We start from the raw sequence: 22,410 nt of genomic DNA, 5'->3' as shown, positions 1-22,410 counted from the left end.
ATGGACACCCTTACACGTATGCGCGCATTCATCGACGTGGTCGAAGCGGAAGGCTTTTCGGCTGCCGCGCGAAAGATCGGACGTTCCAAAGCGCTGCTTTCCAAATATGTGCGCGAACTGGAAGATGAACTCGGCGCGCGCCTTCTGAACCGCACGACACGCCAGTTTTCGCTCACTGAAGCAGGCCACACCTATTATCATAGGGCTATAGAAATCATTCGCGATATCGATGCGTTGCAGGACGCGGTCAGCGAAACAAGCTCCGATGCGCGTGGCCGTATAAAGCTCTCAGCCCCGCGCACCTTTGCCGACGCGGTGATCGGTCAATCGCTGATTGATTTCTGCCTCGCGCATCCTGAAATCGTGCTTGATGTGCGGCTGGATGATCGTTTTGTGGATATGGTGGAAGAAGGCTTTGACCTTGCAATCCGTATCACGCGCTTGCAAGATTCCTCACTCATTGCAAAAAGGCTCTCGCCTTTCCACTCTGTTCTTTGCGGCGCACCGTCACTGATCGAGCGCGTGGGCAAGCCAAAACGTCCCGAAGATTTGCATGATAAGCCCTGCATCATCGATACCAATGCGCGCTCGCGCAACAACTGGCATTTCCGCAATACTGACGGCTCGATGATGACCGTAACGGTCAATGGACCAATCGAGGTGAATAGTCCGGTTGCGACCAAGACAGCCGCAATCGCCGGACTTGGTTTCTGTTCGCTTCCAGCCTTTATCGCGGAAGAAGAAATCGAACGCGGCAGGCTCATTCCTTGTCTCGATGAGTTCATCATCAGAGACGGCGGCATCTATGCGGTCTATCCGCATCGTCGTTATTTGCCTGCCAAAATTCGCGCTCTGGTCGACTTTCTGACCCAATGGTTTAAGGACCGCGAAGCGCGCGAAAACACAAAACTGTAATCAAGTGGCTATAAAAGGCGGCACTCGTCCCACTTTTGCCGCCTTCACGACTATGCCTTGCATAAGCTTTCACGGAATCGATACATGCTAAATTCGCGCTCATGGCTGAAAAGCCCTCTTGGCATTGCCGTAACACTGACAACAGTGTTTGCGCCTTTGGCCGCGAGCGCGCATCCGCACGTCTTTGCCGATGCAAGGCTGGAGCTTACGATTGCGCCCGACGGCACGGTTGAAAAGCTCGCCCATATCTGGCGTTTTGACGATGTATTTTCGTCAACCGTACTCATGGAATTCGACAAGAATGGCGATTTGCAACTCGACAAAAACGAGCTGATCGACCTTGGCCATGTGATCAACGGCTCTATTGCGGAATTCAAATATTTTCAGACCGTGCTTGCGGATGGCAAAGATGTGAAAATGGCGCGGCCCAAAGATCTGGCGGCAGACTTTTCCGACAATCATCTGATGATCGTTTTCACCAGCAAGCCTGAAAAGCCGCTCAAGCTAGCACCGGGACACAAGGTTAGCTTCGGCGTTTACGATCCGACCTTCTATACGGCCATCGACTATGTGAGCGATAATGAACTGATCGTCAAAGGTCTGCCTGCAGGCTGCAAGTCTGAGGTCATTCGACCTAATCCCGATGAAGCACTTGCGCAAAATCAGGGAACGCTGACAGATGCATTTTTCAATGATCCTGCTGGCACAGACATGTCGAAGATTTTCGCCACCCGCCTTGAGATAGACTGCGAGAAAAAAGGATAAGCTACCTTATGAAAAGAACGGTCAGTTTCATTCTCACAGCTACCCTTGTGATGATCGCCGCAAACGCATGGGCGCAATCATCACTGGGCATCGGTGCCAATGAAGTCGCGATGAAACCGACCGGACCTTTCGCACATTTGATCCTCTGGATGAATGAACAGCAGCGCACTTTCTATCTCGCCATGACCAATGCACTTAAAGCTATGCGCGAAGATCCGTGGCAAGCATGGGTGCTGATCGGCCTGTCTTTTGTTTATGGTGTTTTCCATGCCGCCGGCCCCGGCCACGGCAAGGCGGTGATTTCGTCTTACATGATCGCTAATGAAACGGCGCTGAAACGCGGCATTTTCCTGTCGTTCATCTCATCGCTTCTGCAAGCGATCATGGCAGTCTTCGTGGTTGCACTCGCATGGTTTTTGCTGCGCGGCACCGGCATATCAATGAACCAGACCGCCCGCTATATGGAGATTGCCAGTTTCGCGCTGGTGCTATTCTTCGGCCTGTGGCTGCTTGCACGCAAATTGCCGCTTCTGTTTAAGAAGCGCGACAGCACTGAACCCTCCCCAACAAGCGCGCTTTTTGCAGCAGCACCACAAACAGCAATGGCCAGCGGTCCTGCATGGCAAGGAAGCGTATCGCAAAGCACGCGTGCGCTTGGCATGAGCAGCACCGTAAAGCTCAACTACAAGCCCGCCAATGCGGCGGCGGATCATGTCTTTATCGGACAAGGCGACGTCTGCGCTGATTGCGGCAGCGCCCATATCGCTGATCCATCAACGCTTGGCGATGACTTCAACTGGAAGACAGCATGGTCGGCGATTTTCTCTGTCGGCCTGCGCCCATGCTCCGGTGCGCTGATCGTGCTCACCTTCGCGCTTCTCAATGGTCTGATGGTTGGTGGCTTGCTTTCGGTCTTCGCGATGGCCTTTGGCACATTTCTGACCGTCGCATTTCTCGCAACCCTGGCCGTGACGGCCAAAAACACGGCATTGCGCTTTGCTGGCAGCAGCGCCATGTCCGGTCGCCTGAAAGCAGTGATTGAAGTGGGCGCGGCACTGTTTATCGCGCTGACCGGCGCTCTGCTGCTTAGTGCTGCACTCTTAGGTTAGTCCTTATTCTGGGGTTAGTCCTTATTCTGGCGGCGTGAACGCAGCCAGAATATGCCAAAGAAACTGAGTACGAACAAAATCCCGAAAATGGCCGCCGCAACGTGCGAACGCTCACCGAGTGCAATCATGATGGTCGGCAAATAATAGGCCAACACACCAAAACCAATCAAAATGACAGCTGCGGCGAATGCCGGATTACTCTTTTTCGGTTCAGCCACCACTACGGAAATCCTCTAACTTTTTGATCTGCTGACCGTCAGTATCAAAGTTTTCCGGTGCAAGCCATGCCTGATACGCTTGTTTCAGTGCAGGCCATTCGCCGTCGATGATCGAAAACCATGACGTGTCACGGTTTTTGCTCTTCGCCACCATATGCTGGCGGAAAGTGCCCTCGAACTTAAAGCCAAACCGTTCCGCCGCGCGTTTGGAAGGCGCATTGTCGTCATTGCACTTCCACTCATAACGGCGATAGCCAAGCTCATCGAAAATATACTGCATGAACAGGAACTGCGCTTCGGTAGCAGCCGGTTTGCGCGAAATCAGCGGTCCCCAGTAGATATTACCGATCTCGATGGCCCCATTTGCCGGATCAATCCGCATCAGCGCCTGACGACCAGCGACCTTGCCGCTGGCCTTATCAATGACTGCAAAAAATAACGGATCTTCGCTGGCCGATACCCGATCAAGCCAAGGCTGAAAAGCTTCGCGCGTTGCAGGCGGAACCTCAAACAACCATGTGAAACGCTGATCCGCATCATTGACGGAAGACGCTGCAAAAAGCTCGTCGCCATGCTTTTGCGCATCAATCGGTTCAAGCCTGACATATTGTCCTTCAAGAACTTTGCGTTCAGGCTTCGGGCGTGGCGTCCAATCTCGCAAATCAGTCATTTCAATACTCCCATCTAAAAGAGAAAGGAGCATAAAAGATGCATGACGAAAACCGGATTATTGTCTCAGTTTCATTTTTCTCTGATTGCGGCACGATCCACGGAGACAGCCTTTACCAGCGCCACGACCTGATCGCCAACGGCAAGGCCCAGATCATCGACCGAGCGGCGCGTCAGCCGCGCACCAAGACGACGCCCTTCAAAGTCAAGCGCGACATGAGCATTCGGCCCTTCGCCTGCTTCAATCGCCACAATGGAAACCGGTAGCACGTTGCGGATACTGATCGCATCCGGTGCCTTGCGTGCGATAGAAACATCGCGTGCGCGAACCCGAAGACGCACATGCATGTTCTGTTTAAGCCCGGCATCGCTGAGCTGGAATGTCGTCCCGCCAAGATCAATTTCCGCAAGCTTGTAGCGCTCATCATAAGCTGAAACCAAGCCTTCAAGCAGCACACCAGCGCCCTCGCCGTCCCCATCAATCAGCGGGAAAATCTCGGCAGCTTCGCCACTGGCTTTCACCTTGCCACCCTGCAGCAGAACGATTTCATCGGCGAGGCGGGCAACCTCGTCGATTTCGTGGCTTACATAAACGATCGGCACATGGCTTTCATCTCGAAGCCGTTCGATAAAGGGCAAAATCTCCTGCCTGCGTGCATGATCCAACGAGGAGAGCGGTTCATCCAGCAGCAAAAGTGCCGGATCAGACAACAGCGCACGGCCAATAGCCACACGTTGCCTTTCGCCACCCGAAAGCGTTGCCGGACGTCGATCCAACAGATGCGCTATACCGAGCAGATCAACGACTTCATCAATACTGCGCGTGGTTGCGCGGCTTCCAGCCCAACGCGCATATGTGAGATTGCGCTTCACACTCATATGCGGAAAAAGCCGCGCGTCCTGGAATACATAGCCGATACGCCGCTTTTCAGATGGCAAGTTGATGCCCTTTTCGGCATCGAAAAGCGTGAAATCACCGACTGCGATGCGCCCACTTTCAGGACGCAGCGTTCCGGCAATCATCTTGAGAAGCGTCGTTTTGCCCGCGCCCGAATGACCAAAAAGTGCCGTTACGCCTAAGCCCGCAGCAAAATCTGCCTCGACCGCGAATTTACCATTACGGCCTTTGACGGAAACTTTAAGCCCGCTCATTTTGCATCTCCTGCGAGCTTCCGTTGCAACCATTCAGACAGCACCACTGCACCGATGGAAATAGCCGCAGAAATCAAAATAAGGCGCAATGCTTCTGCATCGCCTGTCGGCGTCTGCATCAGGGAATAGATAGCGAGCGAGAGTGTTTGCGTCTCGCCTGGGATGTTGGAAACAAAGGTAATCGTCGCACCAAACTCGCCCAATGCCTTGGCAAAACCCAATACGCCACCGGCCAGAATGCCCGGCAACAATGGTGGTAAGATAACTGTAAAAAACGCAGTCAGCTTGCTTGCGCCGAGCGTGCGTGCGGCTTCCTCAAGCCCGCGATCAAGCCCTTCAATAGAAAGGCGAATAGGGCGAACAAGCAGCGGGAAAGCCATGACGCCTGCAGCAAGTGCTGCCCCTGTCCAGCGGAAGGAAAACGAGAGGCCAAGCCATTCCTGCAACGGCGCACCAAGCGCGCCGCGCGATCCAAACAGGATCAGCAGCAGATAACCCGTCACCACTGGTGGCAAAACCAGCGGCATGGTGACAATGGCCTGTGCGAGCGACTTGCCCGGAAAATTAAACCGGGCAAGAATCCATGCAACAAAAAAGGCAATTGGCAGCGCCACAACAATAGCTATCCCGGCAACCCGGAGCGACAGAGCAACAATCTGCCAGACATTACTTTCCATTGCTTGGGCCTTCCATCCTTACTGAGCGGCCTCGGCAGCGCCTACAAAGCCCTTGTCCTTGATGATTGCCTGACCGGCATCGCTTTCAAGAAACGCAAGGAATGCTTTTGCCGCATCATTTTCGTTCTTTGCAATCAGCGCTGCAGGATAAAGGATAGGCGCGTGGCTTGAAGCAGGGAAACGATAGGCTTCAACCAGATCAGGCGCAGCCGCACGATCCGAAGCATAGACAATTGCGGCCTTCACTTCAGCGCGGCTCACATATTGCAGTGCAACACGCACGTTTTCGGTGAAGACGGCGTTCTTTTCGACGTCTTTCCAGATGTCGAGCTTTTCAAGTGCGGCCTTGCCATATTTGCCCGCCGGAACGTTGGTTGGATCGCCCATTGCAAAGCGACCAGCGCTTAAAAGTTCCTTGGCATCACCTTTAGCGTCGTCTTTCTGCGTGGCAATAACCAGCGCGTTGCCAGCAATCACCTTGCGCGATGCCTTGTCGATCGCTCCGGCTTTTTCGACATAATCCATCCAGTCGAGATCGGCAGAAATGAAAATCTGTGCAGGAGCGCCCTGCTCGATCTGCTTTGCCAGAACCGAAGACGAAGCAAAAGAAGCGACCACTTCCGTGCCATCCTTGGCCTTGATTTGCTTGGCGGCTTCCTCAATCACATCCTTCATGCTTGCAGCAGCAAAGACCGTGACCTTTTCGGCAGCATGAGCAACCGACGCAGCACCAGCTGCAACCGTAATAAGAAACGCAGCGATAAGTTTTTTCATTCTTGCCCTCCATAGCGCCCGGTTTTCGGGCAAACACCATCATCCACCGGCGAAAACCGGCGCTGTTTGTTCGGGTCTCGAATTTTCATTCGATCCTCCGACTTGCGATGATGGGTATGATGGAGACAAACGCGACCCGGATGCCGTCAGACCCTTTTCACACGGGCGTCCATGCAAAAGCCGCCCAGAATTTCCGTAACGAATTCATATCGTTCCGAAAACGTGGTCACCTTAGAGGCGTGTATTCGCTTTGGCTAGTCCTGATAAGAACGATGCGGCAAAAAGGGCCGCATCATCAAAGCGCATCCCGAAAAGTGTGAAGCGGTTTTCGGACTAAGATGCGCGTTCAAAAAAAGTTAGCGTCCAATATGTTTGTGGCTTGTGCCGCGCAATTTAGCGAGCTTAACCTGCTTTTCACGCTCTGCAAACCGTTCGCGATCTTCCGGCGTGCGTTCGTCATAACAACCAGCGCAGGAAATGCCTTCCTCGAAGAACTGCGAAAGCTTGTCTTCTGCAGTAATCGGACGGCGGCAGGCGCGGCAAAGCTCAATATCACTTTCCGTTAGGCCATGACCGATGGCTACGCGTTCATCGAACACGAAGCATTCGCCGTTCCACATGCTTTCTTCTTTTGGCACATCTTCAAGATATTTGAGGATACCGCCCTTGAGATGGAAAACGTCATCAAAGCCAAGGCCTTTGACAAACGCTGTGGCCTTTTCACAACGAATACCACCCGTACAGAACATCGCGATCTTTTTGCCTTCGAGCTTATCGCGGTTCTGCTCAACCCATTCCGGAAACTCGCGGAAGGTCTTGGTGTTCGGATCAAGCGCGCCTTCAAACGTACCAATGGCATATTCGTAATCATTGCGCGTATCGACAACGACTGTGTTGTCATCGGCAATCAGGGCGTTCCAATCCTTGGGCGCAATATAAGTGCCAACACTTTTCAGCGGATCGATGCCATCCACACCCATGGTCACGATTTCGCGCTTCAAACGCACCTTCATGCGATAGAACGGCATTTCTGTTGCATGGGAATATTTCAGTTCCGGATCAGCAAGGCCGGGAACTGCTGTGATGTATTCTACGAGCTTTTCAATTGCCTCCGCGGTGCCTGCAACTGTGCCATTGATACCCTCTGATGCAAGCAACAACGTCCCCTTGATGCCATTCGAGCAGCAAAGCTGAGCCAGCGGCTCACGCAGGCTTTCGTATTGCGGCAGCGGCGCAAAGCAATAAAGGGCGGCAACGGTAAATGGCAAATTGCTCATAGGTTCTATCTCTTTTAAATTTACTTCGACCTAGTCCTCGAACGCGGCAAATTCAAGTTATTTATCCCCGGCCTCTGAGGTGCAGCGACAATCTGGCTTCGATGAACGTAGTTTTCGAAGGAGAAATCAGATGTTTGATACCGAAACTTTCGCAGCGATTATTTCAATGGCCAGCCATGCAGACATTGAACCTGCCGCTTTGCTGGCAGTATCCGAAGTGGAAAGCGGCGGGCGGGCGCTTTTTCCTGTCGCTGATAGAAAAGAACCGGCAATTCGCTTCGAGGGCCATTATTTTGACCGCAGGCTTTCTGGACGCATCCGCGAACAAGCGCGACAGATGGGACTGGCTTCGCCAGATGCCGGACGTGTACGCAATCCCAAAACGCAACGTGAGCGCTGGCTGCTGCTGGAGCGCGCCATGAGCATTCACCGGCAAGCGGCGCTGGAATCCACCTCGTGGGGTTTGGGTCAGGTGATGGGTGCCCACTGGAAATGGCTGAGCTATCAAAGCATCGATGAATTGGTCAGCGAAGCGCGCAGCGGTATCGCAGGGCAAGTATCACTGATGCTGAATTTTATCGACAAGGCCGGATTGAAGGTAAGCTTACAGGCAAAAGACTGGCGGGATTTTGCACGGCGTTATAACGGTCCGGCCTTCGCCCGTAATCAGTATGACAGCCGCATGGCAGCAGCTTATGAGCGATGGAACCGCAGCCTTGGACATGTGCTTGCAGCGGCTTAGCGGAGCTTTTCTAAAATATCCTCATTTTGGAAGCGTAAAAGCCTTCCGCATAGGCTTCCGGCGCGCGGCACTCCATGCCGCGCAGCCGTGAAATCCCACGAAACGTTTGCTCGTCAAACCAGTCTTTAGACCGCTGAGTGCCAAAATGCTGCATCAGCAATTCGATCTTTCGCTCCAGAACTTTTGCGGGAAGAGCCACATAAGCATTGGGGCGGCCCAAATCGCCATCCCATTTTGGAATTTCATATTCAAGGATCAACTGATCGCGAAAAATATTCCATGTCAATTCATTAACAGTGCGGTGGTCCTGATGCGCATCGTGGCAACTATGCGTAAACACAATATCCGGCTGCCGCCTGCTGCGCTGCCCGATCAGCCATTCCTTGATTTCCCGCCCTTGTGCCGGGAAATAACTATCTTCAAATTGCGCAAAATGAATGTTGCTACTAGCAGCACCACACAAAAAATCCTGTGCTGAAGCTTGTGCCTCCGCACGTCGGTCATCTCCGCCCGACAACACACACCAGTCGATATGCAGCGCAATGCCCCTATCAATCAGGTTTAAAAGCGTGCCGCCGCAACCAATCTCAATATCGTCCGAATGCGCGCCCAGACATAAGACATTGAGCGGCCTGTCGAGACTATTAAGAGAATAGAGATCAATCATAGTGCTATCGCGATATTGGCCGCACGAAGCTCTGTCTTATGTTTCTTCCACGGCATATCGCCTTTTTCGACCATATCTTCCAGCGTCTGCCAATCGCGCAGCGTATCCATTGAGCGCCAGAAGCCCTCATATTTATAGGCCATCAACTGGTTTTCAGAGATCAGACGGCTGAACGGTTCTAACACCAGTTCTTCGCCCTCGCGCATGTAGTCAAATATCTCTTTTCGAAACAGAAAATAGCCGCCATTGATCCAGATATCGGACGTGTTCGACGTTCTGAACGCCCGTACATCACCACCTTCGGCAATATCGGCCAGATGATAGGTCAGCGGTGGACGGACCGCCAGAAAGCAAGCAATTTTACCGCTTTCGCGAAAACGTTCCGTCATCTCATCCAGATCAACATCACTTAGTCCGTCGCTGTAATTTGCGAGGAACATATCCTCGCCCTCGACATGAGACCGCGCACTCCACAAGCGCTCGCCAATATTGCGCCAGATACCCGTATCAAGCAGGGTGACGCTCCAATCGCGATCCACTTCTTCAAGCAGACGCACATTGCGCCCACCATCTGACACCACGCAATCGGCGAATGTTTGCGGCTTTATGCTCAGGAAAAAGTCCTTCACCACATTGGCTTTATAGCCAAGGCAAAGCACGAAATCATTGTGTCCATAATCGGAGTAATATTCCATGACATGATGCAGGATCGGCTGATGCCCTAGCGGGATCATCGGCTTGGGAACATTCTCCGAATATTCCCGTATTCTGGTGCCAAGACCGCCGCAAAACAGAACGACTTTCATAACTAGTGCTCCTCTGTAAGCAATGCCGGATCAATCAGCGTGACATGCGGGATTGGTATGATGAACTTGCCACCCCACTCTACAACATGCTGCATCTGACGGATAATTTCGTCTTTGAAGTTCCATGGCAGAATCAGAATGTAATCGGGCTTGTAGCTGTCGATCATCGTCGTGTCGTAAATCGGTATATGCATACCGGGCGTGAAACGGCCGTGCTTGTAAGGGTTGCGATCGACCGTAAAATCGAGAAAATCGGTGCCAATTCCACAATAGTTGAGCAGCGTATTGCCCTTGCCGGGTGCGCCATAACCGCAGATGCGCTTGCCTGAATTTTTTGCAGCAATAAGGAATGACAGCAGGTCGCGCTTGGTGCGCCGTGTTTTTTCTGCAAACTGTTCATAGGTCGTAATATCGTTGATACCGAATGCCTGCTCGCGCTTCAAAAGGGCAGCAACACGCGGCCCGGCTTTTCGCTTGCTGGTATTATGTGCCAGATAAACCCTCAACGATCCGCCATGGGTTGGCAATTCGTCGACATCAATGACCTTCAGATGGTGACGATGCGCCATATAGCGAATGGTCAGCAGCGAGAAATACGAGAAGTGCTCGTGATAGATCGTGTCGAACTGGTTCTGTTCGATGAGATTGGTCAGGTGCGGAAACTCAAGCGTGATGACACCTTCGGGCTTGAGCAAAATCTGCATGCCACGGACAAAATCATTGAGATCCGGCACCTGTGCCAGAACATTGTTACCGATAATCAGATCAGCTTTTTTACCATCACTGACCATACGTGATGCAAGATCAGAGCCAAAGAAATCCACCCGCGTTGGCACACCTTTAGCGACCGCCGCTTGCGCAACGTTAGCAGCAGGCTCAATGCCGAGGATTGGTATGCCTTTGGGCAAAAAATGCTGCAACAGATAGCCGTCATTGCTGGCAATCTCGACGACAAAGCTATCGCTGTTCAGGCTAAGCTTCTCGGTGATTTCATCGCAATAGAGTTTAGCGTGATTGACCCAACTGGTAGCAAAGGACGAGAAATAGGCATATTCCGTAAAAATATCGGCGGGGCTGAAATATTCTTTCAGCTGCACCAGATAGCAATGATCGCATACATAGGCATATAGCGGATAATACGGCTCCATATGATCAAGCTGTTCCGCAGTGATAAAACTCTCACATGGCGGCGACATGCCGAGATCGACAAATGTATGTCTCAGGAGCGTTCCGCACAAACGACAGCCTGTCTGTTCCTTGGCCATGCTTGTACTCCGCGTGATGCCCGGCGTCTGGATGGTCATATGAGATACCTCGCCATGCCCGGCCCCTTGATGGGTATTTGGGTCTGAACTCCGATCAATGCCGGATAGTTAAAACTACTCAGTAAGCCTGGGATTTCCGAGACTGTAATGTGGAGCGAGGCGTATATACGATCGGGCGCACCCATCACCCGTCGGAGCGGTATGAACATTCCCCCTGACTTCTCCCTATGTCTGATGGGGAGTAGGCGCTTACGCCTTTGGGTGAAGCTGCCTCCCAACTTAAGGCCATTCAGCAGAGCCGAAAACAAGGCTATCTCACAGGCATGAAGCTGTCAGAATATGGGTATCTGGCAACCGAGGCATAATATGCGATTTACCCCGCTCAACATTGATGGTGCATGGTCGATTGAGCCTGAAAGGCTTGAAGACGATCGGGGGTGGTTCGCGCGCGTGTTTTGCGAGGCTGAATTTGCCGACCGGCAATTAGAAACCAGTTTTCCGCAACACAGCCTGTCATTTTCCCGCGAAAAAGGCACTCTGCGCGGCCTTCATTATCAAAATGAACCTCATGAAGAGACGAAGCTCGTTACCTGTCTTCAAGGCATGGTCTGGGACGTTCTGGTTGATCTTCGACCAGAATCTCCGACCTATCGTCGTTGGACAGGACTAGAACTTTCAGCGGATAATGGGGTGCAGCTTTACATTCCAGTGGGCTGCGCGCATGGCTTTCAGACGCTCACGGACAATGTGCTGTTGCGCTATATGATTTCAAAACCTTACGCACCAGATTCTGCGACGGGTTTGCGCTATGATGATCCCGCACTTGGAATTCCATGGCCGGACGAGCCAAGTGTTATGTCGGAAAAAGACCGGACCTGGCCACATCTTTAAATTCAACCTGCAATCAACAATTCCGCATTGCGAAGCCGATCTGCGGCGTCTGCAATCTGCACAAAGGGCAGGCCAGCGCGCTCTGCCATATCCAGCAGCGAATGATCGCCATCGGCCAGATTAAGCACCCACAACATGGCCATAGCTTTTTGTGCAGCGTTAGGATCACCGCCGGTGTTTGCATATAATCCGCGACGGCCAAGCTGCGGCTCCCCTTTGGGTGATGTGCTCACCGGCGTCCAGTTGCGTTCTGCAATCTCGATAGCACTGAGGATGAGATTATATGACTGCTCCAGATGGTTTGGCCGGATGAAATCAAGATTGTCGGCAGACGTGTGATATTCTGGAAAAGCACCATACAGACTGCGCTGAAACAGGCCGACCGGCAGGTTGAAACCCGGCGAGCAGAACTGACGTTCATCATAGCCATAGGGCCAGAAGTCATGCAGCTTTGCGCCCGCAAGGCCAGAGGCTTCGAGCACCTGCCCCATGATACGGTCAATCTCGGCTGCACCGCGCCGACTGCGCTTATAATTGGGTCCACCACCATCACCAACGCAGGATAAAACGAGGCCGTGTTTTACACGGTGGAGATCTGCCTCGTTTTGGTTCAACCAAGCCAGCGCGCCAAACGTCGCCGGACCAAATATGAACTTATAGGTGTAACGCGTTTTACGCTGCATCAACTCCTCACCGAGAGCAATCAGCAGCGCCAGACCAGAACAATTATCATTGGCAAGCGAAGGATGGCAAAGATGGGCTGAGAGCAGAAAAATCTCGTCAGTTTCACCCTTAAGAATAAATTCGCCAAAGGTCAGAAAGCCGTCGCGGCGCTCTGCATCAATAACAACATCGTAGACATCCTCTTTCATTTGCATCAGAGAATTATGCGCCATGCAGAAACCCCACGCCTCGGTATGGTAGCATGTGCGATAGGGGATCACATCGGGCTGATCGGGTAAGCTATGGATATGCTCTTTCAACGCATCGAGCGATAATTTTGCACGTATCGGAACGCTGAAATTCACAACATGCAGATTATGATTGGCAAAATCGACAATGCGATTTCCGGCTGAATCTGCAATATAGGCCTCACGGATTATCCATTCTTTCGGCGCCTGCCAGTCATAAAGCTGCGTGCCGGTTGGTATCCGATAGATTTGTAACGGCAAATGATCACTGATAATGGCAAGCGTTTCGCGCACGCCATCACCAGTAAGACTGCGGCAAATCGGATAAAGCCGCGAGGCCAGATCAAAAATCTTTTCGCCCTGACTCTGACCCCGCGATTGACTATCCATTATGCGGATGCCCGAAGTGGTTGTTCTTGTTCATCCACACGACGCAGACTGTTATCAAGCTCGCCTTCAGCAATCAGCTTGCGAATATGGGCTATGCGCTGAAAATGCGGGCCTTCAAACTCTTCAAGCGTCAGCGATGAGCGGCTGTAAGCTGCAAGCAGTTCACGTGCACCAGCGGCAGCATCCCATTGCGGTTTTGCTTCCGGCAATACGCGCGCGAGTTTTTCAAAACTCACCCGATAAGAACGCGTGTCAGGTCCGGCGTCGTCGGCATATTCAATCCGGCATTCAGGCACGATATCAGCAACGATGCCTGCAATATCGCGGATGCGGTAATTATGTTCAGTTGAACCTACATTGAAAGCTTCATTGAACACTTTCTCACGCGGCGCTTCCATTGCCGCATTAAAAGCGCGCGAAATATCGCGGATATGCACGATAGGACGCCATGGCGTGCCATCTGATTTGAGATAAATCAACCCTTTGGTGACTGCCCATGCCACCAGATTATTCAGCACAATATCAAAGCGCAGGAACGGCGAAACACCATATGCGGTCGCTGGTCTGAGATAGATTGGACAGAAACTATCATCTGCCAGTTCGCGTATGTCCTGCTCGGCGCGCACCTTGGAGCGACCATATGCGGTGACGGGTTTAAGTTCCCCCGCCTCATCGATCAAATCGGAATCGCTGATGCCATAATTGCTGCATGAGGAGGCAAACAGAAATCTGCTAACACCCGCCGTTTTCGCGGCTTTCGCCATTGCAACACTGGCGCGATGATTGATGTCATAGGTGAGTTCTTCGTTGAGGTTGCCAAGCGGATCGTTGGATAAAGCCGCAAGATGAATGACAGCATCAAACCCTTCCAGATCACGCGGCGACACATCACGCACATCTTTTCGGATTGTCGGCACGTTAAAAACTGAACCGCCTTCTTCAAACAGGCAATGTTGATAGAGACCAACATCATACCCTGAAACCTGATGCCCGGCATTGATCAGCGTCGGCACCATCACCGATCCGATATAGCCCTGATGCCCTGTAACAAGTACCTTCATAGCCAATCCCTCACCTTGTTTGTTGATTTAGGTTAGCGAGTGCAAGGGGAAGCGGCGAGTTGACCGAAGGCATGTTCGCTTAGGACAAGCGTTGATATGAGATATAAAAAGTCTGGGCCACTACGCCTTCTGGATGAGCTTCAATTGTTCAGAACTGCCGATTAACAAAATCCAGTCGCTTTGATAGACGTTCTTCCGGTCTGGCGGTGCCTGATAGATGCTCGCATCGCCATCGATTTTTGGATCGTTGGCAGGTAAAAACTGACCGGAAGCCGGATCAACCCAAAAAGCTTTTTGATTGTCGTTTAACGAACTTGTCTTGATGCGAAACTCTCCTGCATTACCATAGATCACAAGGAGACTTTGATCAGGCAAAGCCGCTGCATAAACGCCCTCAGCCGCGGCAATGCTGTGATCGCGATCCGGCTGCAATTGCGGCCATGGGAGTTTGTCGAAAAATGCCTTCATGATCGTCATAGACTTTGCTCCGGGACTATTTAAAGCCTCGCGCCAGTTCTGATCCGAGGTGAATACTCCCGGTCCTGAAAAGTACCAAATTGGATTGTTGCCGAAAAACTGACCCGCAGCACCGCCTAAGATAGCTCCATAGGCATTGCGACGCGTGATGCGTGCGGTTGTCTCGCGCTCATATTCATAAGCACCTTCGAGTAGAATGACCGGCATTTTGGCCGCCTTACTGCGAGCCAGAATTGCCTTATGCACATCGTCATAAGTATAAACCGTATCGAGAGAGAGCCAGCTGTGATCGCCCCATATTTCAACCGTGTTCGTATCGCGCCCGGAATGAACTGTTTGAAGCGCAGCGGGCGAAACAGATGCAATGCCTTGCGCCAGTTCTGACACAAGTGCGCGGTCAGGCGCATCGAAGTCACCACCCAAAATCCAGACAATATTTGGGAAATTTGCAAAGCGGCGCGCAATCGCTTCACCATAGGCTTTCATTTTATCTGGGCCAGCAGCTTGTGCTTGCGCGAACCAGCCCTGATCACCGCCATTCACACCCAAATAGGCCGGGGCCAGAAACACAACCAAACCCTGTTTCTGCGCCTGTTCGATCACCCATGCGGCATGATCGAAATAGTTTGGATTAAGCGTGCCAAATGACTCGCTTTTAAAAGGTTTATCACCGTAAGCATTGGCAGGCGGATTGCTTGAAAACTGATGCTCGATCAGGTTGACAAGAATGGCATTAAAGCCGCGTTTGCTGCGATCTTCCAAATACGTCTTGGCATCATCTCGGTTTAATTCCCCAATCAATGACCACGCCGTGTCACCGTTAACTAAAAACGGGCGACCCTGTGCATCTTCAAAATAACGTTGATCCTGACTGACTTTGATCGGGAAAACCGTCTCGACCTGTGCGGCACCAACCATCAAGAACAGCGCCGCAAAGATAAGACCTGCTCGCCAAAACCTCATCGCGTAGCCGGGGGATAGCTCGATGCCTCGTTAAACCGGCGATAGACCACCTGCGACGGACGCCCGGTTAGATAGGTATCAACACCATCACTGAGCGCTCGCGCATAGATACCAAGTGCACCGTCAATCGCATCAACCGTGCGTGCAATATCCGTGTCGCTATGCGTATAGCTAACCACAAGTGAGGGCATCAGAATGCCGCGTCGGATGGTTTCTTGCAGGAATAATGTGCGAAATGCCTGTGAAGGTTGGTTGCTTTCATCAAGGGTAGAATAAGCCAGACAGCAAGGCCGACCATGTAATCGCACGTGATTTTGCAATCCGTGGTTTGCAATCGCAGCATTTACGCCCTCCGCAAGCCGCGTACCCTGTTGATAAAGCCGTTCGATCACCGGCTCATCGCGATAGACCTTCATCGTTGCAATGGCTGCGGCCATCGCATGCGTTTCAGCGCCATGGGTGGTGGAAAGTAAAAATACGCGCGGATGTTCGGTTTGAGTGAGGCCGCCGAGCTGCATATATTCAGCCTTGCCTGCCAGCGCAGAGATCGCAAAACCGTTGCCCAGAGCTTTGCCAAAACAGGAAAGGTCCGGCTCAATATCGTAGAGCCGCTGCGCGCCGCGCATATGCCAGCGAAAGCCGGTAATCATCTCGTCCAGAATAAACAAAGCGCCGTTTTCATGCGCAATGCGTTTAGCTTCATGCAGAAAATTGTCCTGCGGTTCATCGGCTTTTGCAGGCTCTAGAATGAGCGCTGCAATCATGCCCGGATAATTCTCAAACAAAGCCTGCACGCTGGCTATGTCATTATAGCGAAACGTCGTGGTCAATGCGGAAACAGATGCAGGAATCCCCGCATTCATTTTCGTGGTCCCGATAAACCAGTCATCTGTCGAAAAAAATGGGTGGTCTGCACAGATGGCAATCATATCGCGTCCGGTATAGGCGCGTGCCAGACGCAGGGCGGCAGATGTTGCATCCGATCCGTCTTTGCAGAATTTCACCATTTCAGCGCCCTCAATCAGTTCGAGGAAGCTTTCCGCACATTCAATTTCAATTGCACTGGGGCGCGTGAAATTGCAGCCATCCTGCAACGCATCGCGCACCGCATGAAGCACCGGCGGATAGGCGTGCCCCAGACCAACGGCACGGTTGCCCATTCCATATTCAATATACTGATTGCCATCGACATCAAACACGTGTGAGCCGGAACCGCGCTGAATAAAGCCCGGTGCTAAGATCGGATACTGGTCATCACCCTTGGCATAGGTATGGCACCCGCCCGGTATCAGGGCATGGGCCTTGCTTCTGAGCAATTGTGAATTGCGAAACCGGGATGTGAAAAGGTTCATGCCCATTTCCTTTCTGTCCATACCGAACGCAACCGCTCTCGCATCTGCCTGAGCCAGTTTTTGACAGGTTTGGGCAAACGCGACCGCAGGCTCGAATGCAGTGCCGTCGGCATCTGCCATTGTGAAAGCGGCAGAGGAACTGCGATGTCGGGTGGGTTTTTAACCAGATTTTCCAAAAGCCCGGCATAGGCAAGCCCTGCGGTATCATTATCAAACGCGACCGCAACTTTCAGCCGCGCCGCCTTGGCCATTTCAGCCAGCGATTGCCTATTGTCTGCAAGACGATTGATATGGCGTGCGGCCTGTTTGAAATCTCCAACAGGGAAAAGCAGACCATCCTCACCATTGGTCACGATATAATCGGTAACACCTGCGATTTTCGAAACAACCGCCGGGCAACCCTCGCTCATGGCTTCAATCAGCGTTAAGCCAAACCCTTCAAACCGGGACGGCATGACCATGACATCATGCTGGCTGACAAGCCAAGGCACATCGGATGGAGCAACCCAGCTTGTGAAGCTCACCTTGTCGCCAAAACCTTCGAGCCTACGACGTAATTCATTCAGATCAGGGCCATCCCCGGCAACGCTCAAATGATAGTCGCATTTCAATTCACGCAGAATATTTGGCAGCCAGAACACGCCCTTTGAATTATCCTCAATGCGACCGAGATATAGCAGGCGTAAAGGTGCAGAAGGATCGCTGTGCATGGCACTCCCATGCTTAAGAACATTTCGATTGAGACCGTGTGGGATCACAAGCGTTCGCGCCGCATCAAATCCGTAATGTTTGACCAGATCATCCCGGCAACGCTTTGAAACACCCACGGTTGCATGAACATGATCGCGGATCTCGTGCGCTGCCGCATAAGTGCCGGGCGTGATATTATGAACGATCATAATACGCAGAATATCATCGGGCAGATACCGAACCAGATTGGTTTCAAAGCGGCTGGACAAGACATTGACAAAGACCGCTTTGAAATTGTTGTCACGCAAAAAGGCAATCATGCGCCGTGCACGGGTTTCCTCATCAAGAACTCCCATCCGGTCTATCGCATCACCCTTGCGCAAAGCATCGCTTAACCCCTGATCGGCAGAAGGAAAGCTGATTGTTTCACCTGCCGCTCCCGCAGCCAGCCAGCGCAATTCAATACCAGATTGCCTGAGCGACGCGCTTAGCCGCGTAAATACCGAGTAAGTCCCGCCAATATGGGGACGGACGAAGTAAGCACATTTCACGATCATCACCCTCTGCCCAGAAATCAGGACTTCGAGGGAAACCGTCCCTCGAAGCCTCGTTTCGGCATATCGGGGGGCGTTTGATATACCGCTTATCAGTGTAGCGAAAATCACTCATCGTGCATTTTGGCTATGAGGGGTACATACCCTCATACATAAGAGGATGCTGTTCACCCTTCTGCCAATTTTCACAAAACCTCTTAACGGAATAGTTTCTAGAAATAGCTGGAGACACTTGTATGAGGATAGGTCTTTTCGGTCAGTTTGGCTCCGGCAATACCGGCAATGACGGGTCGCTGGAAGCGATGCTGCAACTATTGAAACGCAACTGCCCCGGCGCACAATTTATCTGTATCTGTTCAAGACCTGACATCATCGAAGAGAAATTTCAGATTAAAGCGGTTCCAGTGGGTAAGCCAGCGTCGGATAACGCCTTCTTGCGAATGCTTGATAAGGCTCTGTTACAACTCCCGCGTCGCATGAGCGGCTTTTTAGCTGCGATTTCATTGGCGCACGGCATTGATGTGATTGTGGTTCCCGGAACAGGCATTCTCGACGACTTTAACGAAGACCCGTTTGGCTGGCCATTTGCTATTTTACGATGGTCGGTTGCAGCACGGCTTGGCGGTGCACGTTTTGCCTTTGTTTCCATCGGTGCCGGGCCGGTCACCCATCCTTTAAGCCGGTTTTTCATTGGCAAGGCCTCGAAGATAGCGGCCTATCGTTCCTATCGCGATCAGGTTTCATATGATTTCATGAAATCGCTCAATGTGAGTGTCACAAAAGATCTTGTCAGTGCTGACATCGCTTTTTCTCTTCCCACGCCGGAAGAGGAATTGCGCAACAGCGCCGACCAGCGCGTTGGCCTTGGCATCATGACCTATAAGGGCTGGAAAAAGCGTGCGCTCGACGGTGAGGCGATTTACGATAATTATCTCAACAAAATGACCAAGCTGATCAGCGAGCTTTTAATCGACGGGCGACAAGTGCGTCTGCTGACCGGCGACAAGGGCGACCTTGAAGCCATTCATGATCTGCGACAGCGTATTCCTGCAAGGCATGCACATAATGTCATTTTCGAACCAGTCACATCACTTGACGTTCTGATGCAGCAGATTGCCAAAACCGATATTGTCGTTGCCAGCCGATACCACAATATCGTATGCGCGCTTGCAATGGGAAGGCCTGCAATTTCAATTGGCTATGCACGCAAAAACGATGCGCTTTTAAACGATACGGGCTTGAGCGAGTTCTGCCATCACATCGAAAATTTTAATCCGCAAACAGTGCTGGGCCAGATCGACAATATGTTCAGCCGCAGGGAACAACTCGTCAAGACAGTTGAGGTTGGTGTAGAGCATTATCGGCAAAAGCTTGCGGAACAGGAAGAATGCCTGCGCGTCAATTTACTCATGAAAAGTCGATTATAAAGTCCGCTTTCTGCGCTGAAACAGATAGTCGATGGGCGGTAACAAAGCCATCGACGGTTTGCGCTTGAGCGCAAAGCTCATAAGCGATGCGGCCCCCTCTTCTCGCCTGATGAGATTGGATATTGCCGACCAATAAGCGCGCTTTGTCAGGCAGTTGCGCGCAGCCGTAAAATCCCTGTCAGCATGCGGCATATTCATGCCCTCGTGCTCGAAGAATGAGCGAAACCCCGCTTCAAACTCACGATTCCAGTGCATGATGCCTGCAACCTTGGCCGACTGATTGTCGGAATGAACCCGCGCATAGGCCTGCACGCTGTCAGTTGATGCAACACCACCCAGCAAAGCAAGCCGCAACCACATTTCAAGATCATCTGTATGTGGCAGCGTCTTGCGATAATAACCCGCTTGCTTTTGCGCAGCCGTTCGCACGACAGCCGTTGGCCCCGCAACAGGATTGAAAGCATGTCGGCAAGCGAGGTTGATAAAATCAGCACCGGAGCGAATAGTCCATTTTCCGCCATCTGCCATTGTCTGCGGCGGCATCTCGTCTTTTGAGATTTTATGGATGCCACCATGCGAAAGATGTACATCCGGATATTGCTCCAGCATGTTGACAGCCCGCGCCAAGGCGCCCGGTGCCAGCAGGTCATCCGCACAAAGAATGAGAAAATAATCAGACTGCGCCCAGTCAATCGCCGCATTAAACGACGCATGCGGTCCGGCGTTTCTTGATCGCAAGAACAATTCGACACGAGTATCGCGCGCGGCGAGATCACGCGCCACATCTGCGCTGTTGTCTTCAGATGCATTGTCAATAATCAGCAGTCGCAACGCAACGCCGCTTTGCGATAACACGCTGTTGGCGCATCCGGCTAAGTAATGCGCATAATTATAGCTGGGAATAACCACATCAATCATTGGCTGATTGCTCATGAGCGCTTCACTCCGCAGGCTCATGAACATGTCTTACCCATGGCAAGCGGCTCATGAACCTTCCAAGCAACCAGCGTAGCACCGGCACCAGCTCTTCGGTAAAAGGATGGCGCGTCACAAACAGCGCCGCAAACCAGCTCGCAATGGCAACAAGCCCCATGAGCAATGCCTTTGACCAGTGCATGTCAAGATTAAATCCATCCATCGCAACCATAGCGAGCGGCCCCGACAGCGCCAATAGGGTGACGAATGCACTTTTAAGGAGTTCACTTCCAAGAATGCGATATGAGAATTTTGTATGCTTGCGGACATAGACGATGGCGACAACCATCTGGAATGGCAGACTGATGAACTGGCTTAATGCCACAGCCAACAATCCATGAAGTGCTGCAAAACACAGAATTGCGGTTGCTACCAGTCGAGAGATAAGATTTGAAATAAACGCCTCACGGTTTGCACCAAGCGCCATAAGCAAGGGATAGGTCAGGATAACCGGAAACCAGAACAGGCTTGCAAGACTGGTAATGGAAACAATCAGCGCGGCCTCGGTCCAGCCCGGACCCAGGATGATATTCACGAGTGGGTAGGCAAGCAGTGCAAGCAACGCTTGTGCAGGCCAATAGACCACCGAAATATAGGACAAAGCGCGGATATAGGCCCGGCTGATATCACCACCTTCGCGCACATGCGCAGATAGCATCGGGAACGCCACGGTAAACACCGCCGACAAAAAGATACGATCCGGCAATCCACTGACTGTATTCGCCCGGTTATAAATACCGACCGAGGCAATAGGCATGAAGCGTCCGAGCATCAGCTGCGGGAAGGTTTCGCAAATTTTGTTCAAACCCGCATTACCGCCAAGATAAATGCCAAAGCGCCACGCGGTATTGATGCTGGCAAGTGACGGGCGCAGCAGCCGCGCAAGCGGGTAAATGGCAATCGCCATGCCCGTTGTCATCAGCGCACTGGCAAGCAGACCGAATGCAAAGCACATATGCCCAAAGCCAAGCCCTGCCATGGCGATGGTGACGGCCGCTCCAAAGCCAGTTCCAGCAGTGCGAATACGGGCAAGAGTTCCAAATGCCATTTCGCGTCGTAGCAATGCCACCACAGGCAGCGAGAGACTTTCGACGAGAGCTGCAATAATCGTAATATCAAGGAAAAGCAGCAGTGTCGGATCGTGATAGGCTACGGCAAAATATTCCCGCGCCAGATAAAGACCCGCTGACAAAATAAGCGTTACAATCATAAGAAATGTCATAGAGGTTCTGACGTCGTGATCCTGAACCTTGTCGATACGGATAAGAAACTCTGGGCTGGCAAACTCGCGCAAAGAAAAGATAATTGCGCCGATGCTTAGTCCAACGACACCGGCACCCGTCTCTGCTGGCCCTAAGAACCGCGACACTGCAATTACCGTCAGAAAATTAAACAGCAGACCCGCATATTGTTCGAGCGCCGCCATGAGAATGCCTCTGCGGTTTCCACTCATGGCCTGCTCCTTATCGGGAGCTTGATTGGGTGTTGCTTGCGCGTTTTCAAAACCTCTGATCCCCCCGGACAATACAAAGACAACAAGTGCCGCCTTTACTTCATCGCCTAAGAATAGCCGTTTGCCGGGACCGGGAAATGTGACTCTTGGTGTTAGCCCTTACCTGAAAGGAGTATGGACCACGCTTTATAGCCAAGTCGTCGCTGCGCGCGGGAGACAGTAAAAATTCA

At 52.0% G+C, this 22,410-nt stretch carries 22 protein-coding genes; 6 read left to right on the top strand and 16 right to left on the bottom strand.

Annotated elements, in window-relative coordinates:
• The 3 genes from ACOZHT_RS10780 to ACOZHT_RS10770 all read left to right on the top strand — a co-directional run bounded on the left by ACOZHT_RS10780 (position 1) and on the right by ACOZHT_RS10770 (position 2,789).
• On the top strand, positions 1–915 hold the full coding sequence (locus tag ACOZHT_RS10780) for a LysR family transcriptional regulator (protein ID WP_339513406.1): 915 nt from the start codon (positions 1–3) through the stop codon (positions 913–915).
• Between the two features lie 84 nt (positions 916–999).
• Positions 1,000–1,680 carry a DUF1007 family protein gene (locus tag ACOZHT_RS10775; protein WP_421565680.1) on the top strand — a complete coding sequence of 227 codons (681 nt, stop codon included), beginning with the start codon at positions 1,000–1,002 and terminating at the stop codon, positions 1,678–1,680.
• An 8-nt stretch (positions 1,681–1,688) separates the two neighbouring features.
• Positions 1,689–2,789, top strand: coding sequence for a nickel/cobalt transporter (locus ACOZHT_RS10770; protein ID WP_339513404.1), 1,101 nt, complete (start codon positions 1,689–1,691; stop codon positions 2,787–2,789).
• Between the two features lie 14 nt (positions 2,790–2,803).
• On the opposite strand, the gene ACOZHT_RS10765 is transcribed toward ACOZHT_RS10770, so the two are convergent.
• The 6 genes from ACOZHT_RS10765 to ACOZHT_RS10740 form a co-directional block, all read right to left on the bottom strand.
• Entirely contained in the window at positions 2,804–3,007 is a 204-nt protein-coding gene (locus ACOZHT_RS10765; RefSeq protein WP_339513403.1) for a hypothetical protein, read from the bottom strand.
• The gene (locus ACOZHT_RS10760) at positions 3,000–3,677 is read right to left on the bottom strand and encodes a GNAT family protein (protein ID WP_339513402.1); all 678 of its coding nucleotides are present in this window, start codon (positions 3,675–3,677) and stop codon (positions 3,000–3,002) included. The genes ACOZHT_RS10765 and ACOZHT_RS10760 overlap by 8 nt, the downstream gene beginning before the upstream one ends.
• 71 nt (positions 3,678–3,748) lie before the next feature.
• Positions 3,749–4,828: a molybdenum ABC transporter ATP-binding protein gene (modC, locus tag ACOZHT_RS10755; RefSeq protein ID WP_339513401.1), complete on the bottom strand. Its 1,080-nt coding sequence runs from the start codon at positions 4,826–4,828 to the stop codon at positions 3,749–3,751.
• Entirely contained in the window at positions 4,825–5,505 is a 681-nt protein-coding gene (gene modB / locus ACOZHT_RS10750) for a molybdate ABC transporter permease subunit (protein ID WP_339513400.1), read from the bottom strand. Before modB ends, modC begins: the two co-directional genes overlap by 4 nt.
• Positions 5,506–5,523: 18 nt before the next feature.
• Positions 5,524–6,279, bottom strand: coding sequence for a molybdate ABC transporter substrate-binding protein (gene modA, locus ACOZHT_RS10745; protein ID WP_339513399.1), 756 nt, complete (start codon positions 6,277–6,279; stop codon positions 5,524–5,526).
• 356 nt (positions 6,280–6,635) lie between these two features.
• Positions 6,636–7,556 (bottom strand): rhodanese-related sulfurtransferase, encoded by a 921-nt coding sequence (locus tag ACOZHT_RS10740; RefSeq protein WP_339513398.1) that lies wholly within the window; start codon positions 7,554–7,556, stop codon positions 6,636–6,638.
• Positions 7,557–7,686: 130 nt separating this feature from the next.
• On the opposite strand from ACOZHT_RS10740, the gene ACOZHT_RS10735 reads away from it, so the two are divergent.
• Positions 7,687–8,298: an N-acetylmuramidase family protein gene (locus tag ACOZHT_RS10735; RefSeq protein ID WP_339513397.1), complete on the top strand. Its 612-nt coding sequence runs from the start codon at positions 7,687–7,689 to the stop codon at positions 8,296–8,298.
• A 10-nt stretch (positions 8,299–8,308) separates the two neighbouring features.
• On the opposite strand, the gene ACOZHT_RS10730 is transcribed toward ACOZHT_RS10735, so the two are convergent.
• The 3 genes from ACOZHT_RS10730 to ACOZHT_RS10720 are packed head-to-tail and all read right to left on the bottom strand — an operon-like array spanning position 8,309 to position 11,075.
• Complete coding sequence (locus ACOZHT_RS10730) at positions 8,309–8,965, bottom strand: PIG-L deacetylase family protein (RefSeq protein WP_339513396.1); 657 nt, start codon at positions 8,963–8,965, stop codon at positions 8,309–8,311.
• Positions 8,962–9,771, bottom strand: coding sequence for a sugar phosphate nucleotidyltransferase (locus tag ACOZHT_RS10725; protein ID WP_339513395.1), 810 nt, complete (start codon positions 9,769–9,771; stop codon positions 8,962–8,964). Before ACOZHT_RS10725 ends, ACOZHT_RS10730 begins: the two co-directional genes overlap by 4 nt.
• A 2-nt stretch (positions 9,772–9,773) precedes the next feature.
• Complete coding sequence (locus ACOZHT_RS10720) at positions 9,774–11,075, bottom strand: class I SAM-dependent methyltransferase (RefSeq protein WP_339513394.1); 1,302 nt, start codon at positions 11,073–11,075, stop codon at positions 9,774–9,776.
• Between the two features lie 327 nt (positions 11,076–11,402).
• Between ACOZHT_RS10720 and rfbC the strand changes: the two genes are divergently transcribed.
• Positions 11,403–11,927, top strand: coding sequence for a dTDP-4-dehydrorhamnose 3,5-epimerase (rfbC, locus tag ACOZHT_RS10715; RefSeq protein WP_339513393.1), 525 nt, complete (start codon positions 11,403–11,405; stop codon positions 11,925–11,927).
• A 2-nt stretch (positions 11,928–11,929) separates the two neighbouring features.
• Here rfbC and ACOZHT_RS10710 read toward each other — a convergent pair whose 3' ends face one another.
• From ACOZHT_RS10710 to ACOZHT_RS10690, 5 genes are all read right to left on the bottom strand, one after another.
• Complete coding sequence (locus ACOZHT_RS10710) at positions 11,930–13,228, bottom strand: DUF4910 domain-containing protein (protein ID WP_339513392.1); 1,299 nt, start codon at positions 13,226–13,228, stop codon at positions 11,930–11,932.
• Positions 13,228–14,289 carry an SDR family oxidoreductase gene (locus tag ACOZHT_RS10705; RefSeq protein ID WP_339513391.1) on the bottom strand — a complete coding sequence of 354 codons (1,062 nt, stop codon included), beginning with the start codon at positions 14,287–14,289 and terminating at the stop codon, positions 13,228–13,230. The genes ACOZHT_RS10710 and ACOZHT_RS10705 overlap by 1 nt, the downstream gene beginning before the upstream one ends.
• Positions 14,290–14,409: 120 nt before the next feature.
• A complete protein-coding gene (locus ACOZHT_RS10700) occupies positions 14,410–15,729 on the bottom strand; it encodes a DUF4038 domain-containing protein (protein WP_339513390.1) in 1,320 nt (439 codons plus the stop codon).
• The gene (locus ACOZHT_RS10695; RefSeq protein WP_339513389.1) at positions 15,726–17,081 is read right to left on the bottom strand and encodes a glutamate-1-semialdehyde 2,1-aminomutase; all 1,356 of its coding nucleotides are present in this window, start codon (positions 17,079–17,081) and stop codon (positions 15,726–15,728) included. Before ACOZHT_RS10695 ends, ACOZHT_RS10700 begins: the two co-directional genes overlap by 4 nt.
• The gene (locus ACOZHT_RS10690; RefSeq protein ID WP_339513468.1) at positions 17,078–18,322 is read right to left on the bottom strand and encodes a glycosyltransferase family 4 protein; all 1,245 of its coding nucleotides are present in this window, start codon (positions 18,320–18,322) and stop codon (positions 17,078–17,080) included. Before ACOZHT_RS10690 ends, ACOZHT_RS10695 begins: the two co-directional genes overlap by 4 nt.
• A gap of 239 nt (positions 18,323–18,561) precedes the next feature.
• On the opposite strand from ACOZHT_RS10690, the gene ACOZHT_RS10685 reads away from it, so the two are divergent.
• On the top strand, positions 18,562–19,752 hold the full coding sequence (locus tag ACOZHT_RS10685; RefSeq protein WP_339513388.1) for a polysaccharide pyruvyl transferase family protein: 1,191 nt from the start codon (positions 18,562–18,564) through the stop codon (positions 19,750–19,752).
• On the opposite strand, the gene ACOZHT_RS10680 is transcribed toward ACOZHT_RS10685, so the two are convergent.
• Entirely contained in the window at positions 19,747–20,685 is a 939-nt protein-coding gene (locus tag ACOZHT_RS10680; protein ID WP_339513387.1) for a glycosyltransferase family 2 protein, read from the bottom strand. The two genes, ACOZHT_RS10685 and ACOZHT_RS10680, sit on opposite strands and share 6 nt — an antisense overlap.
• 7 nt (positions 20,686–20,692) lie before the next feature.
• Positions 20,693–22,180 (bottom strand): oligosaccharide flippase family protein, encoded by a 1,488-nt coding sequence (locus ACOZHT_RS10675; protein ID WP_339513386.1) that lies wholly within the window; start codon positions 22,178–22,180, stop codon positions 20,693–20,695.
• Positions 22,181–22,410: the final 230 nt, after the last annotated feature.

This window comes from Ochrobactrum sp. EDr1-4 (assembly GCF_049199085.1).
In the GTDB taxonomy this organism is placed as follows: Bacteria; Pseudomonadota; Alphaproteobacteria; order Rhizobiales; family Rhizobiaceae; genus Brucella.
This window is presented reverse-complemented; position numbering and strand designations above follow the sequence as displayed.

Excerpts from the sequence above, each read along its gene's own strand:
- ACOZHT_RS10735 (WP_339513397.1), top strand. The coding sequence starts at position 7,687 with ATGTTTGATACCGAAACTTTCGCAGCGATTATTTCAATGGCCAGCCAT.
- ACOZHT_RS10675 (WP_339513386.1), bottom strand. The coding sequence starts at position 22,180 with ATGAGTGGAAACCGCAGAGGCATTCTCATGGCGGCGCTCGAACAATAT.
- ACOZHT_RS10775 (WP_421565680.1), top strand. The coding sequence starts at position 1,000 with ATGCTAAATTCGCGCTCATGGCTGAAAAGCCCTCTTGGCATTGCCGTA.
- ACOZHT_RS10740 (WP_339513398.1), bottom strand. The coding sequence starts at position 7,556 with ATGAGCAATTTGCCATTTACCGTTGCCGCCCTTTATTGCTTTGCGCCG.
- ACOZHT_RS10705 (WP_339513391.1), bottom strand. The coding sequence starts at position 14,289 with ATGAAGGTACTTGTTACAGGGCATCAGGGCTATATCGGATCGGTGATG.
- ACOZHT_RS10695 (WP_339513389.1), bottom strand. The coding sequence starts at position 17,081 with ATGAACCTTTTCACATCCCGGTTTCGCAATTCACAATTGCTCAGAAGC.
- ACOZHT_RS10710 (WP_339513392.1), bottom strand. The coding sequence starts at position 13,228 with ATGGATAGTCAATCGCGGGGTCAGAGTCAGGGCGAAAAGATTTTTGAT.
- ACOZHT_RS10680 (WP_339513387.1), bottom strand. The coding sequence starts at position 20,685 with ATGAGCAATCAGCCAATGATTGATGTGGTTATTCCCAGCTATAATTAT.
- ACOZHT_RS10770 (WP_339513404.1), top strand. The coding sequence starts at position 1,689 with ATGAAAAGAACGGTCAGTTTCATTCTCACAGCTACCCTTGTGATGATC.
- modB (WP_339513400.1), bottom strand. The coding sequence starts at position 5,505 with ATGGAAAGTAATGTCTGGCAGATTGTTGCTCTGTCGCTCCGGGTTGCC.
- ACOZHT_RS10730 (WP_339513396.1), bottom strand. The coding sequence starts at position 8,965 with ATGATTGATCTCTATTCTCTTAATAGTCTCGACAGGCCGCTCAATGTC.
- ACOZHT_RS10780 (WP_339513406.1), top strand. The coding sequence starts at position 1 with ATGGACACCCTTACACGTATGCGCGCATTCATCGACGTGGTCGAAGCG.
- ACOZHT_RS10685 (WP_339513388.1), top strand. The coding sequence starts at position 18,562 with ATGAGGATAGGTCTTTTCGGTCAGTTTGGCTCCGGCAATACCGGCAAT.
- ACOZHT_RS10720 (WP_339513394.1), bottom strand. The coding sequence starts at position 11,075 with ATGACCATCCAGACGCCGGGCATCACGCGGAGTACAAGCATGGCCAAG.
- rfbC (WP_339513393.1), top strand. The coding sequence starts at position 11,403 with ATGCGATTTACCCCGCTCAACATTGATGGTGCATGGTCGATTGAGCCT.
- modA (WP_339513399.1), bottom strand. The coding sequence starts at position 6,279 with ATGAAAAAACTTATCGCTGCGTTTCTTATTACGGTTGCAGCTGGTGCT.
- modC (WP_339513401.1), bottom strand. The coding sequence starts at position 4,828 with ATGAGCGGGCTTAAAGTTTCCGTCAAAGGCCGTAATGGTAAATTCGCG.
- ACOZHT_RS10700 (WP_339513390.1), bottom strand. The coding sequence starts at position 15,729 with ATGAGGTTTTGGCGAGCAGGTCTTATCTTTGCGGCGCTGTTCTTGATG.
- ACOZHT_RS10760 (WP_339513402.1), bottom strand. The coding sequence starts at position 3,677 with ATGACTGATTTGCGAGATTGGACGCCACGCCCGAAGCCTGAACGCAAA.
- ACOZHT_RS10725 (WP_339513395.1), bottom strand. The coding sequence starts at position 9,771 with ATGAAAGTCGTTCTGTTTTGCGGCGGTCTTGGCACCAGAATACGGGAA.